The 13,283-nt window shown below is 64.2% G+C and carries 10 protein-coding genes; 5 read left to right on the top strand and 5 right to left on the bottom strand.

Annotated features, from left to right (window positions below):
* Window positions 1-50: 50 nt before the first annotated feature.
* A complete protein-coding gene (locus ABB29_RS06950) occupies window positions 51-512 on the bottom strand; it encodes a DUF3574 domain-containing protein (RefSeq protein ID WP_057657899.1) in 462 nt (153 codons plus the stop codon).
* 215 nt (window positions 513-727) lie between these two features.
* Between ABB29_RS06950 and ABB29_RS06945 the strand changes: the two genes are divergently transcribed.
* Window positions 728-3,160 carry a TonB-dependent receptor plug domain-containing protein gene (locus ABB29_RS06945; RefSeq protein ID WP_057657898.1) on the top strand — a complete coding sequence of 811 codons (2,433 nt, stop codon included), beginning with the start codon at window positions 728-730 and terminating at the stop codon, window positions 3,158-3,160.
* A 106-nt stretch (window positions 3,161-3,266) separates the two neighbouring features.
* Here the strand turns inward: ABB29_RS06945 and ABB29_RS06940 are convergent, their stop codons facing one another.
* Genes ABB29_RS06940 through rluD form a run of 3 tightly spaced genes read right to left on the bottom strand, consistent with a single transcriptional unit; the run spans window position 3,267 to window position 5,874 of the window.
* The gene (locus ABB29_RS06940) at window positions 3,267-4,133 is read right to left on the bottom strand and encodes a PA3715 family protein (RefSeq protein WP_157062538.1); all 867 of its coding nucleotides are present in this window, start codon (window positions 4,131-4,133) and stop codon (window positions 3,267-3,269) included.
* Window positions 4,133-4,885: a peptidoglycan editing factor PgeF gene (pgeF, locus tag ABB29_RS06935; protein WP_057657896.1), complete on the bottom strand. Its 753-nt coding sequence runs from the start codon at window positions 4,883-4,885 to the stop codon at window positions 4,133-4,135. Before pgeF ends, ABB29_RS06940 begins: the two co-directional genes overlap by 1 nt.
* A complete protein-coding gene (gene rluD / locus ABB29_RS06930; RefSeq protein ID WP_057657895.1) occupies window positions 4,882-5,874 on the bottom strand; it encodes a 23S rRNA pseudouridine(1911/1915/1917) synthase RluD in 993 nt (330 codons plus the stop codon). Before rluD ends, pgeF begins: the two co-directional genes overlap by 4 nt.
* A gap of 97 nt (window positions 5,875-5,971) precedes the next feature.
* On the opposite strand from rluD, the gene ABB29_RS06925 reads away from it, so the two are divergent.
* The 4 genes from ABB29_RS06925 (at window position 5,972) to ABB29_RS06910 (ending at window position 11,529) form a co-directional block, all read left to right on the top strand.
* Window positions 5,972-6,853: an outer membrane protein assembly factor BamD gene (locus ABB29_RS06925; protein ID WP_057657894.1), complete on the top strand. Its 882-nt coding sequence runs from the start codon at window positions 5,972-5,974 to the stop codon at window positions 6,851-6,853.
* Between the two features lie 476 nt (window positions 6,854-7,329).
* On the top strand, window positions 7,330-8,484 hold the full coding sequence (locus ABB29_RS06920; RefSeq protein ID WP_211260700.1) for a formylglycine-generating enzyme family protein: 1,155 nt from the start codon (window positions 7,330-7,332) through the stop codon (window positions 8,482-8,484).
* An 88-nt stretch (window positions 8,485-8,572) separates the two neighbouring features.
* Window positions 8,573-10,447 carry an arylsulfatase gene (locus ABB29_RS06915; protein ID WP_245622564.1) on the top strand — a complete coding sequence of 625 codons (1,875 nt, stop codon included), beginning with the start codon at window positions 8,573-8,575 and terminating at the stop codon, window positions 10,445-10,447.
* Between the two features lie 65 nt (window positions 10,448-10,512).
* Window positions 10,513-11,529 carry an HAD family hydrolase gene (locus tag ABB29_RS06910; RefSeq protein WP_057657893.1) on the top strand — a complete coding sequence of 339 codons (1,017 nt, stop codon included), beginning with the start codon at window positions 10,513-10,515 and terminating at the stop codon, window positions 11,527-11,529.
* A 90-nt stretch (window positions 11,530-11,619) separates the two neighbouring features.
* On the opposite strand, the gene ABB29_RS06905 is transcribed toward ABB29_RS06910, so the two are convergent.
* Window positions 11,620-13,278 (bottom strand): NAD+ synthase, encoded by a 1,659-nt coding sequence (locus ABB29_RS06905; RefSeq protein WP_057657892.1) that lies wholly within the window; start codon window positions 13,276-13,278, stop codon window positions 11,620-11,622.
* Window positions 13,279-13,283: the final 5 nt, after the last annotated feature.

Here is a 13,283-nt window from a genome sequence, read left to right as displayed (position 1 = left end):
TCTCGACGAAGCGTGGCGACAAGCGGCTGCTGATCAGAGCCGGCGAGTGATCAGAATGACACGTCGGCCGGCTGCTGCGACCACAGCACCGACTGGTGATGGGTCTGCTGTTTCCAGGCCAGCCGGATCGCCTCGATGTCGGCGCGCCGCTGCGGGCTGTTCTCGTGCAGGATGACCAGCACTTTCGAGTTCAGGCGCTCGGGGCCGTCGGCGCCGCGGAACAGCCACTGCCCGTAGGCGTCGAACACGGTCAGCCCATCCGGGAAGCGTGGCGTCACTTGCTGGTCCAGGAACGCACGCCATTGCGCCTCGCTGATGGTACTGGCGGCGTCGCCTTCGGTGCCGACGCCAAAGTACAGTTCGCTGCGGATCCAGCCCGGCGCATCGGCCGGGCGTGCGGCATCGCCCTGCATGGTGGCGGTGGTCGGAGCGCTGGCGACAGGGGCGGCAGGTTGGCTGACACAGGCGGACAGGCTGGCGGCCAATGTCAGGGCGAACAGGGTCGGGCGCATCCGGGGTTCCTCATCTACGGCGCGGAGCCTCGCCCCGCACCTCATGACCAATCGACATGGCGACATGGGCAAAACGACTGTCGAGCCGCCACCCATGCCACCGCCAGGCGGCTAATATATCGCTTTATCCGGATGGATGGATAGCTGTAGACTTGCCGCCCGCTGGCTGCCACCCGCCGGCGTTCCCCTGCCCCCTCGTTTACCCAGGAATGTCCATGCGCCGTCCCGCCGCCGCTCCCCTCGCCCTATCCATCAGCCTGGTCCTGGCGCTGCCGGCGTCGCCGCTGCGCGCGCAGGACACCGCGCCGTCGAGTGATCCGGTGCAGCTGGACAACGTCATCGTCACCGGTACCCGCGCGCGTGACCGCACCGTGCTGGAATCGACGTCGCCGATTGACCTGCTCGCCGGCGAAGACATCCGCAAGGCCAGTGCCAACGGCGAACTCGGCAGCGCGTTGCAGGCACTGTTGCCGTCGTTCAATTTCCCGCGCCAGTCCAACTCCGGCGGCGCCGACCATATCCGCGCCGCCCAGCTGCGTGGGCTGAGCCCGGATCAGGTGCTGGTACTGGTCAATGGCAAGCGGCGCCACATCACCTCGCTGGTCAACACCGACAGCAAGATCGGCAAGGGCACCACGCCGGTCGATTTCAACGCGATCCCGGTCAGCGCAATCAAGCGTATCGAAGTACTGCGCGATGGTGCCGGTGCGCAATACGGTTCCGACGCGGTGGCGGGGGTCATCAACATCATCCTCGATGACGCCAGCGAAGGCGGCAGCTGGGAAGTCAGCTATGGCGCCCACCACACCGACGTGGCGCCGATTGGGCAGACCCTGACCGATGGCCAGACCACTTTTGTCAGTGGCCAGGTCGGCACCGCGGTCGGCGATGGCGGCTTCGTCCGCGGCGGCCTGGAATATCGCAACCGCGAGGCCACCAATCGCGCCGGCTTCGACCAGATTCCATTCTTCGAGGAACAGACGCCGGCCAATCTGGCCCTGGCTGGCCAGCGTAATTACGCCCTTGGCGATGGCGCTTCCAAGGACATCAACACCTGGTTCAACAGCGAAATCCCGCTCGGCGACAGCGCGCTGTTGTACGCGTTCGGCACCTTTCACCAGACCGAAAGCCAGGGTGACAATTACTTTCGCTATCCGGACAGCGTGGCAACCTGGACAGAGGTCTATCCCGACGGCTACCGGCCAGTGTCGATTGGCGAAAACCAGGATCTGGCCGCCGTCGCCGGTGTCCGCGGGCAATGGGGCGACTGGGACTACGACGCCAGCCTCAACCATGGCCGCAATGCGTTCACCTATCGCCTGCGCAATTCACTCAACGCCTCGCTCGGCCCGGGCAGCCCGACCCGTTTCAAGACCGGCGACTATGAGTTCCAGCAGACGCTGGCCAATCTGGATTTGAGCCGGGTCTGGGACGCGCATACGTTTGCCGCCGGGCTGGAACTGCGCCACGAAAACTACCAGACCGGCGCCGGTGATCCAGCCGCGTATGCCGCCGGCCCCTACACCGATCGCCCAACCGGCTCGCAGGCCGGTGGCGGCCTGACGCCGCAGGACACCGCCGATCTCAGCCGCGATGTGGCCAGCGTCTATGCCAGTCTCAGCAGCCAGTTTGGCGAGAAGCTGTCGACTGACGTTGCCGCCCGCTACGAGCATTACGATGATTTCGGCAACGAGCTGACCGGCAAACTGGCCGCGCGCTATCAGTTCGCCCCGGCCTTCGCCTTGCGTGCATCGGCGTCGAACAACTTCCGCGCACCGTCACTCAGCCAGATTGGCTATGAAGCGACGTCCACCGGCTACGATGCCAGCGGCCGCCTGCTGCAGGGCCGGTTGTTGTCGGTCAACAATCCAATCGCCCAGGCCCTGGGTGCGCAACCGTTGCAGCCGGAAAAGTCGGTGAACCTGAGCCTGGGTTTTACCAGCCGCATTGGCGAGCACTTCGATCTGTCGCTGGACGTGTTCCGCATCGACATCGATGACCGTGTCGCCCTGACCGAAAGCATTACCGGCGATGCATTGACCAGCTTCATCGACGACAACTTCGGCGTCGCCGGTGTGCAGAGCGCCAACTTCTTCATCAACGCCGCCGACACCCGCACCGAAGGCGCCGAGCTGGTCGGCAACTGGCGGCAGGCGCTGGGCGCCGGCGAGCTGTTGCTGACCGGCACCTACAGCTATGCCGAAACCGAAATCAAGCGGGTCGCCGCCACCCCGGCCGAGCTGCTGGCGATCGACCCGGACTACGTGCTGTTCGGGCTGGAGGAAAGCAACACGCTGACCGACGCCGCACCGCGCACCCGCGCGATGTTCAGCGCCAACTGGAACAGCGACCGCTGGTCGCTGCTGGGCCGGTTGACCCGCCACGGCAGCGCCACCCGGGTATTCGATTTCGGCGGCGGCTTTGTCCCGACTCAGACCTATGGCGCCGAGTGGCAGCTGGACGCGGAAGTGGAGTACCGGGTGAGCGACAGTTGGAGCATCGCCCTGGGCGGCAACAATCTGACCGACGAGTATCCGGACCTGTCGAACCAGGACATCAGCTATTTCGGCAACCTGCCCTACGACGTGCTGTCGCCGATTGGCAGCAACGGCGCGTACTACTACGGTCGTGTGCGCTATGCGTTTTGATAAAGAGATCGCTCATCAAAGCCAGCGGGATAGAATCATCCAACGATGATCCATACGGTCTGGCTCGCTCCCTCTGCCCTTGCCTGTGGCAGAACCAATAACTGCTTCAGCCATTTTCCTGCGGATCGGCGTAGTCATCATCGAGGCCGCGCAGGTGCTCTGGAATCGGATAGTGCTGGCCGTCGTAACGCAGTCGAGTAGTGTGTCGTTGCGGCGTTGATTCCGATTCATGGCAGTCACCGTTGCCACCGGTAGTGGCAACGCTTTCAATATCGCGGCTGGTGACCCGCAGGTCCGCCCATCGATGCTGGCGCTCAGGACGGACCTCAAGTATCCAATGTCGTTCGAAGAAGCTGCCAGCGCAGTTGCCATCCCATTCGCCGCCGCTGTGATCCATCAACAGATTGCTCAGTACTGTCCGCAGATGGTCACCTTCGAGAACGTATAGGCGCAAGCTGGTGACATCGATGGGATTGACCCGCGATGCCCCATGCCTGCTGATACGCAAACCAAATGCGGTGTTCCCCGGAGCCAAATGATAGCGCGCAGTATCAAGTGTAAAGCTGCTCACGCTGATTGCATCGGAAGACAAAAGTCCAGAGCTGCGTTGCCGTGCGACGACGTTGGCATCATCACCGCGCAACACCAGCATTTCCAGATCCGCATCGCTCACATCAATCGTCAATTGCTGTTGTGCGATGTCGGCGCTGTCCAGTTGCACGGCCAACAGGATCAACTCCGGATGGGCTGGCCAGACCTTGCACTGGCTGTTGCCGATATCCAGCCAACGTGGATCATCACCCCCTATCTGCCAGCGTCCGTCGGCCAATTGGGTGGCATGCGGCCAAGCTGACCTGATCAATTCCGGCATCCGTTGCTGGCAACTCTGTGCAGTGGCAGTCATCGAAGCCAACAGTGCAAGCAGGCAGATAAGAACTACGGCCACGCTTTTACCGGACAGGCGGGCCAGCATCATTGCATCCACACCAGCGTGGCCATGCGGCCAGTACGCTGATCGCGACGATGCGAGAAGAAGCGCCCGGGCTGGCTGATGGTGCACAGACCGCCGCCATACACCCGGGTGACCCCGGCCAGTGCCAGCCGCTGCCGCGCCAGCGCGTACAGGTCGACCCGCCAGTGGCCCGGACGGGTGGCCACGAATGCACCGCGCACGGCGTCGACTGCGTCGTCGTTCGAGGCGGCAGCGATGAAGGCATCCAGCACCTCCTGGCCGACTTCATAGGCGCCGGGGCCGGCGGCCGGGCCGAGCCAGGCCAACTGATGGGCGGGATCACAGTCCATCGCCGCCACCGTGTTTTCCAGTACGCCGGCGGCCAGTCCGCGCCAGCCGGCATGGGCGGCGGCAACCGCACGACCGTCATCGCTGGCCAGCACCACCGGCAGGCAGTCGGCGGTCAGGATCGCCAGCACCGTACCGGCGGTACGGGTGACCGCGGCGTCGGCTTCGGGCTCGTCATCGCCGGGCTCGACCAGCACCCGGGTGCCATGCACCTGTTGCAGCCAGCGCGGTGCCGACGGCAACGCGTAGCGTTCGATCAGTTCGGCGCGATTGCCGCGCCAGGCCTGGGCGTCGTCGCCACAGCGCGCGCCAAGGTTGAAACTGTCGAATGGCGCCTCCGAGCTGCCGCCGCCATGGCGCAACGTGGTGAATGCATGCACGTTGGCCGGTGCCGGCCATTCCAGCTGGACAACCGGATGACTCATGCCTTGACCTTGTGTGCCAGGCTGTCGTCGCGCAACGCCTTCAGCAGCGCCTGCATGTCATCCGGCACCGGTGCGCTGGCGCGGATCGGCTGGCCGCTGACCGGATGGATGAATTCCAGCGTCTCGGCGTGCAGCGCCTGGCGCTTGAAGCCGCGCAGCGCTGCGACCAGTTCGTCGCTGGCGCCCTTCGGCAGCTTCAGCGGGCCGCCGTACAGCGGATCACCGATGATCGGATACTTGAGATGGGCCATATGCACCCGGATCTGATGGGTGCGGCCGGTTTCCAGCCGGCATTCCAGCGCGGTATGGGCGCGGAAACGTTCGCGCAGCCGGTAATGGGTGACCGCGTCGCGGCCGTCATCGCGCACCGCCATCTTCAGGCGGTCGCGCGGATGCCGGTCGATGGCCGCGTTGGCGGTGCCGCCGGAGACCATCGCCCCGACCACGATTGCCAGGTACTGGCGGTGCACGTCGCGGGCCGCCAGCTGCGCGACCAGCGAGGTATGCGCAGGCAGCGTGCGCGCCACCACCATCACCCCTGACGTGTCCTTGTCCAGGCGATGGACGATGCCGGCACGCGGCAGCAGGTTCAGGTTGGGGTCGCGGAACAGCAGCGCGTTGACCAGGGTCCCGGTCGGGTTGCCGGCGCCCGGATGTACGACCAGCCCGGCCGGCTTGTTGACGACGATGACGTCGGCATCCTCGTACAGCACCTCCAGCGGGATGTCTTCGGGCAGTGAGCGGGTCTGTTCCTCCAGCACCACGGTCAGGCTGGCGACCTGGCCGCCGCGCACCGGGTCGCGCGGGCGCACGCTCTGGCCGTCCAGCAGGGCATCGCCGGATTTGATCCACTCGCTCAGCCGCGAGCGTGAGAATTCGGGGAACAGTTCGGCCAGGACCGCGTCGAAGCGGCGGCCACCTGCGCCCTCGGGAACCAAGGCGGTGCGCGGGCTGTCAGTGTCCTGATGGTCTTCGGAGGTGTCATTCATGGGGGATGTACGGCATATTGGCCGAATATTCATGGCTTGGGCAGCGCCTAGGCTATCATCGACGCCTTGTTTCCTTGCCGCGGCCCGCCGCCTGCCCATGACCCAGCTTGCCCCAATACGCTCCCTTGCCTCCTTCAGGCTCTTCATCCTGCTGTTTGTCATCGCCATGGCCGCCGTCGGCTGCAAGTCCAAGGGCGGCGACAAGGACAGCCTGGAAGGCGTGCCGGTCCAGACCCTGTACGACACCGCCCATGCCTCGATGGTGCGCGGCAACTGGGCCAAGGCCGATACCGACTTCCGCAAGCTGATTGCGCAGTATCCCTACGGCCCGTATACCGAGCAGGCGATGGTTGAATCGGCCTATGCCCAGTTCAAGGCCGGCAAGCAGGACGACGCGATCTCCAGCATCGACCGCTTCCTGCGTACCTATCCGACCCAGCGCAACGTGCCTTACATGTACTACCTGCGCGGCCTGTCCAACTCCGAACGCGATGCGGTGTTCCTGCAACGCGCCTGGCGCCTGGATGCCAGCCGTCGCGACCTGGCCACGCCGATGCAGGGCTACAGCGATTTCAACATCGTCGCCGAGCGTTATCCGAACAGCCGCTATGCCGAGGATGCGCGCCTGCGCATGATCAAACTGCGCAACATGTTCGCCCTGCACGAAATGGATACCGCGCTGTACTACATGCGTCGCGATGCGTGGGTATCGGCTGCCAACCGCGCCAAATACCTGCTGGAAACCTACCCGCAGAGCGAATACCAGTACGATGCGGTGGCCCTGCTCGGCGCCGCCTACACCGAAATGGGCAACCAGGCATTGGCCAACGACGCCCGCCGGGTGCTGGAACTGAACGATCCGACCCATCCGTGGCTGACCGGCGACTGGCCGAAGTACCCTTGGGCAATCCGCAAGCTCAATCCGTTTGCCGGCGAGAAGTCACCGACCGGCAAGCGCAATGCCGAACGCTTGAATTGATTTCAACGGCAACAGAAAAAAAGACCCGCAAGGGTCTTTTTTTTTTTGGCTCGATGACGGTTCGTCAGGCCTGTCTGCAGGACAATCGCTGCCATGCGGGCATCGCTCGCCGGCACGACGTCGGCACGTCGAACACGTGCGATGTCGATCACTGTGCGACGGCCTTGCAACGCATGCCGATGGGTCATTCATAACCACTGCAGGCGTCTTTGCGGGACCATTGCTTCGGGCGATTTGTCTTGTAACTGCAGTTACCGAGTGTTACTTTTGGCCGCGTTCAGTCCTGCCATTGGCCGGACTTCGCGGCAAGGAATATGCAGGGCAACAGCAAGTTGCAACAGCACGGAGCAAAGTACCGGATGAGCAGCAGACAGGTCAGGAATCAACGCAAGGCTCCCGCCAACACGGCGCAGGCAGCTGCGGCTCCTGCGCGCCGGCGGCTCTCCGATTCGGTCCGTCTTGGGCTGGCTGGCCTGGTGGCGTTCGTGTTTTCCGCCGGTGCCGCCACCGTCTGGATCACCTCTCAGGATGATCAGGCGACGACCACCGCGAGCAGCAGCGCCGATGCCGCCCCCAGCGCACCGCGGATGATCATCGGCGATGGTCAGAGCGGCCCGCAGCAGATGGCCTGGATACCGGGCGGTGACTTCCTGATGGGCAGCGACCACCAGCTGGCGCATCCCAACGAACAACCGACCCACAAGGTGCGGGTGCACGGCTTCTGGATGGATCGCACCCACGTCACCAACGCCCAGTTTGCCGAATTCATCAAGGCCACCGGTTACGTCACCACCGCCGAACAGCGCCAGCGCTGGGAAGATCTGGCCGTGCAACTGCCGCCGGGCACCCCGCCGCTGCCGGAAGAAGCCCTGGTCCCCGGGGCGATGGTCTTTGTCGGTACCGAAGCCCCGGTCGACCTGCGCGACGTCAATCAGTGGTGGCGCTTCGTGCCCGGTGCCGACTGGCGCCATCCGCAGGGTCCGCAGAGCAGCATCGAGGGCAAGGACAACCATCCGGTGGTCCAGGTCAGCTACGAGGATGCCCTGGCCTACGCCAAGTGGGCCGGCAAGCGCCTGCCGACCGAGGCCGAATGGGAATTCGCCGCCCGCGGCGGCCTCAACCAGGCCACCTATGCCTGGGGCGACGAGTTCAAGCCCGACGGCAAGTCGATGACCGAGATCTGGGATTCGGAGCAGAAAGGCCGCTTCCCGGTGGTCAGCCCGCAGGCCGGTGGCGCGGTCGGCACCGTCCGCGTCGGCACCTTCCCGCCCAACGGTTATGGCCTGGTCGACATGACCGGCAATGCCTGGCAGTGGACCGCCGACAACTACCGCTCCGACTATTTCGAACTGCAGGCCAAGGCCCATCCGGACCAGGTCATCGTCGACCCGACCGGCCCTGATGATTCCTGGGATCCGCTGGACAGCGGCGCCGTGCCTGCCGCTCCCCGCCGCACCATCCGCGGCGGCTCATTTCTTTGCAATGTCGAATATTGCTTGAGCTACCGGCCCAGCGCGCGCCGCGGCAACGACCCGATGAACGCCATGAGCCATGTCGGCTTCCGGCTGGTCGAGGACGCACCGCCGCCGGCCCGAAGCATTGCCCTGGCCGATGCGGGACAGCGCCGCTGACGCGGGCTGTTGCATCGACCGGGAAATCCCGCGGAGCCAGGAAACGCTCCGCACACAAGGTTGGAACCAAACGTCACAGGAGAACGGCATGTCCAGCAGTCGAAAGAGAAAAATACTCACGAGGTACGTACCACTGATCGCGATGGCAGCGATGCTGGGAGCGTGCGGCAAGGGTGACGCCCCCGTCGCCAACAACGCCGACGACACTCCCGCAGGCGGCAGTTCCGCCGCTGTCGCCGCCGCTGGCCCCAGCTCCGCGGCCATGGCGCCATCGACCGACGCCACCGGCGCGGTCGGTGTCGGCATCCATGCCGCGCTGGATGCCAACCCGACCCCGGTGCCGGTCGATCCGCAGGCCGCCTCCGCGGTCGCCGGTTCCAAGCCGAACATCATCCTGCTGGTCTCCGATGACACCGGCTACGGCGATCTGGGCCCATACGGCGGCGGCGAAGGCCGGGGCATGCCGACCCCCAACATCGACCGCCTGGCAGCCGAAGGCATGACCATGTTCTCGTTCTACGCGCAGGCCAGCTGTACCCCGGGCCGCGCCGCCATGCAGACCGGTCGCATCCCCAACCGCAGCGGCATGACCACCGTGGCCTTCCAGGGTCAGGGTGGCGGTCTGCCGGCCGCCGAGTGGACGTTGGCATCGATGCTGAAGAAGGCCGGTTACCACACGTTCTTCACCGGCAAGTGGCACCTTGGCGAATCCGATTACGCGTTGCCCAATGCACAAGGCTACGACGTCATGAAGTACGCCGGCCTGTACCACCTCAATGCCTACACCTACGCGGACCCGACCTGGTTCCCGGACATGACGCCGGAAATGCGCGCCATGTTCAAGAAGGTCACCCGCGGTTCGCTGTCGGCCAATGCCGGCGAGGAAGCCGTCGAGGATTTCGCAATCAACGGCCAGTACGTCAACAAGCCTGACGAGAACAGCGAGGAATACCCGACCGGCGTGGTCGGTATCCCGTTCTTCGACGCCTATGTCGAAAAAGCCTCGCTGGACTATCTGGACCAGGTCGCCAGGGACAAGCCGGCCGAACCGTTCTTCATGAACATCAACTTCATGAAGGTCCACCAGCCGAACATGCCGGACCCGGAATTCCAGGGCAAGTCACTGTCCAAGTCCAAGTACGCCGACTCGATCGTCGAACTGGATGCACGCATCGGCGCGATCATGGCCAAGCTGCGCGAGACCGGCCTGGACAAGAACACCCTGGTGTTCTACACCACCGACAACGGTGCATGGCAGGACGTCTATCCGGACGCCGGCTACACCCCGTTCCGGGGCACCAAGGGTACCGTGCGTGAAGGCGGCAACCGCGTCCCGGCCATTGCCTGGATGCCCGGCAAGATCAAGGCCGGCGTCAAGAACCACGACGTCATGGGTGGCCTGGATCTGATGGCGACCTTCGCCAACGTGGCCGGCGTGGAACTGCCGGGCAACGACCGCGACGGCAAGCCGATCATCTTCGACAGCATCGACATGTCGCCGGTCCTGTTCGCCACCGGCAAGCCGCTGCGCAATTCCTGGTTCTACTTCACCGAGAACGAGCTGACCCCGGGTGCGGTGCGCGTAGGCAACTACAAGGCCGTGTTCAACCTGCGCGGTGACAACGGGGCTTCCACCGGCGGCCTGGCCGTGGATGCCAACCAGGGCTGGAAGGGTCCGGAGAAATACGTGGCGACCGTGCCGCAGATCTTCGATCTCTGGCAGGACCCGCAGGAACGCTACGACATCTTCATGAACAACTACACGGAACGTACCTGGATGCTGGTGGCAATCAACGCCGCGACCCAGGAGAAGATGAAGAGCTACATCAAGTACCCGCCGCGCAAGTTGCAGAGCGAGACGTATACCGGACCGATCACGTTGAGCCAGTACCAGCGGTTCCAGTACGTACGAGAGAATCTGGAAAAAGAAGGCTTCAGTATTCCGATGCCAAGCGGAAACTGATTGACGCCAACCCCAACGCCGCCCCGCATCATGCGGGGCGGCTCGCTTAAAGCGCAGGAGACACCATGAACCTGGTCTTCAAACCTCTTGCCAGCGCCTTGCTGGCCACCTCGCTGGCGCTGGCTGCCGGCGCGGCGTTCGGCGCCGAGCCATTGCCATCATGGAACGATGGCCCCAGCCGCACCGCGATCATTGATTTCGTCAACCGTGTGACCCAGCAGGGTGGCGCGGACTATGTCGCCCCGGACGAACGGATTGCCGTGTTCGACAACGACGGCACCCTCTGGGCCGAACAGCCGATGTACGTGCAACTGGCCTTTGCCCTGGATCGGGTCAAGGCGCTGGCAGCGCAACATCCAGAGTGGAAAACCGAGCAGCCGTTCAAGGCCGTGCTCGAGAACGACATGGCCGCGCTGGCACAATCCGGTGAGGAAGGCCTGCTGAAAATGGTGATGGTCACCCATGCCGGCATGAGCACCGATGAGTTCAACCAGATCGCCAGCGACTGGATCCGCACGGCACGCCATCCCAAGACCGGCCAGCCGTATACCGAAATGGTCTACCAGCCGATGCTGGAGCTGCTGTACTTCCTGCGCCAGAATGGCTTCAAGACCTTCATCGTCTCCGGCGGTGGCATTGATTTCATGCGGCCGTGGACGGAGTCGATCTACGGCATCCCGCCGGAGCAGGTGATCGGCAGCACCATCAAGGTCGAATACCAGCTCAAGGACGGCAAGCCCACGCTGGTACGCCAGCCGGCGCTCAACTTCCTGGATGACAAGACCGGCAAGCCGGTGATGATCCAGTACCACATTGGCCGCCGCCCGATCGCCGCCTTCGGCAATTCCGATGGCGACATCCAGATGCTGGAATGGACGACTTCCGGTGCCGGACCGCGACTGGGCATGCTGCTGCATCACGACGATGGCAAGCGTGAATTCGCCTATGACCGCAAGTCGCCGTTCGGCAAACTCGACCACGGTATCGAAGAGTCCAAGGAACGCAATTGGAGCCTCATCAGCATGAAGTCGGAGTGGAAATGCGTGATGAAGTTCGAGTGCGAAGCCCAGCAGAGCAAGTAAGCGCCGTCAGATGCTTGAAACGAAAAAAGGGCCCGCTGGGCCCTTTTTTTACGCTTCACGCCGCCAGACGGGCATCCGCCGGGCAGTGGGTCAACTGCCGTAGCGGTTGCTGATCGGGTACCGTCGCTCGCGGCCGAACGCGCGCTTGGAGATCTTCGGCCCCGGCGCCGATTGATGGCGCTTCCATTCATTCGTGCGTACCAGTTTCAGCATGCGGTCGACCGTTTCAGCATTGAAACCGGCGGCGACGATTTCATCGCGCGACTGCTCCTGATCGATGTAGCGGTACAGGATCGCGTCGAGCACATCGTACGGCGGCAGTGAATCCTGGTCCTTCTGGTTCTCCCGCAGTTCCGCCGATGGCGGCCGCGAAATCACCGCCGGCGGGATCACCGGCGCGCCACCAACGGTATTGCGCCACTGGGCCAGCTCGAACACCTCGGTCTTGTACAGATCCTTGATCGGCGCATAACCGCCGCACATGTCGCCATAGATGGTGGCGTAGCCGACCGCGTATTCACTCTTGTTGCCGGTGGTCAGCAGCAGCCCACCGAGCTTGTTCGACAACGCCATCAGGATCACGCCGCGGCTGCGCGACTGCAGGTTCTCTTCGGTGGTGTCAGCGGCGAGGCCTTCGAAGCTCGGCCCAAGGGCCTCCAGGAAGCCCTTGAACGGCGCCTCGATCGGAATCGTCAGCAGCTTGACGCCTAATGCATCGCATTGTTCCTGGGCCAGATCATTGGACAGTTCGGCGGTGTAGCGCGAGGGCAGGCGCACCGCGGTGACGTTGTCCGCGCCCAGCGCATCGACCGCCAGCGCCAGTACGATCGAGGAATCGATGCCGCCTGACAGTCCCAGCCAGACCTTGCTGAAGCCGTTCTTGCCGCAGTAGTCGCGCAGCCCGCGCACGATCGCCCGCCAGGCCAGGGCATCGCGGCTTTCATCACCGTCGTCCATCCATACCACCGGCGAGAACCGGCGCGTATCGGCATCGAAGTCCACCACCAGCCATTGGTCGCTGAACGCGGCTGCGGCCGGATGCACGCTGCCATCGCCGTCGGCAACCACCGACGAGCCATCGAACACCAGCGCGTCCTGGCCGCCGACCACGTTCAGGTATGCCAGGCCGACGCCCAGCTGGCTGCCGTCGAGCATGGTATCGGCCACCCGCTGGCTGATCAGCGCATCGCGTTGTGCGTGCTTGTCGCGCTCGAACGGCGAGGCGTTCGGCACCACCACCACTTCGGCGCCCTGCATCGCGGTGTCATGGATCGGCTCGGCAAACCACAGATCCTCACAGACCAGCAATCCGACCTGCACGCTCTTGACCGTGAACACGCACGAGCCGCCATCGGGATCGACGTCGAAGTAGCGGCGCTCGTCGAACACGTTGTAGTTGGGCAGCTCGCGCTTGCGGTAGGTCCGCTCCAGCCGCCCGTCGCGCAGCACGCTGGCGGAGTTGTAGACCACGCTGCCGGCCGACTCCGGCCAGCCAACCACCGCGACGATGCCGGTGGTGGTCGCCGCAATCTGCCGCAACGCGCTTTCGCAATCAGCCAGGAAGCGCGGCCGCATCAGCAGGTCTTCCGGCGGATAACCACTGATGGCCAATTCCGGGAACATCACTACGTCGGCGCCGTATTCATCCCGCGCCTGCGCGATCATCTGCTGGATGCGCTCGAGATTGCCAGCCACCGCCCCGACCGGAAAGTCGAACTGGGCCATGGCGATGCGAAGAGTTCTTGGCATGGATG

The organism is Pseudoxanthomonas dokdonensis, from assembly GCF_001431405.1.
Classification (GTDB): domain Bacteria; phylum Pseudomonadota; class Gammaproteobacteria; order Xanthomonadales; family Xanthomonadaceae; genus Pseudoxanthomonas_A; species Pseudoxanthomonas_A dokdonensis.
This window is presented reverse-complemented; position numbering and strand designations above follow the sequence as displayed.

Coding starts and splice junctions, on each gene's coding strand:
- ABB29_RS06910 (WP_057657893.1), top strand. CDS start 10,513: ATGAACCTGGTCTTCAAACCTCTTGCCAGCGCCTTGCTGGCCACCTCG.
- ABB29_RS06915 (WP_245622564.1), top strand. CDS start 8,573: ATGTCCAGCAGTCGAAAGAGAAAAATACTCACGAGGTACGTACCACTG.
- ABB29_RS06940 (WP_157062538.1), bottom strand. CDS start 4,133: ATGCTGGCCCGCCTGTCCGGTAAAAGCGTGGCCGTAGTTCTTATCTGC.
- ABB29_RS06925 (WP_057657894.1), top strand. CDS start 5,972: ATGACCCAGCTTGCCCCAATACGCTCCCTTGCCTCCTTCAGGCTCTTC.
- ABB29_RS06905 (WP_057657892.1), bottom strand. CDS start 13,278: ATGCCAAGAACTCTTCGCATCGCCATGGCCCAGTTCGACTTTCCGGTC.
- pgeF (WP_057657896.1), bottom strand. CDS start 4,885: ATGAGTCATCCGGTTGTCCAGCTGGAATGGCCGGCACCGGCCAACGTG.
- rluD (WP_057657895.1), bottom strand. CDS start 5,874: ATGAATGACACCTCCGAAGACCATCAGGACACTGACAGCCCGCGCACC.
- ABB29_RS06950 (WP_057657899.1), bottom strand. CDS start 512: ATGCGCCCGACCCTGTTCGCCCTGACATTGGCCGCCAGCCTGTCCGCC.
- ABB29_RS06945 (WP_057657898.1), top strand. CDS start 728: ATGCGCCGTCCCGCCGCCGCTCCCCTCGCCCTATCCATCAGCCTGGTC.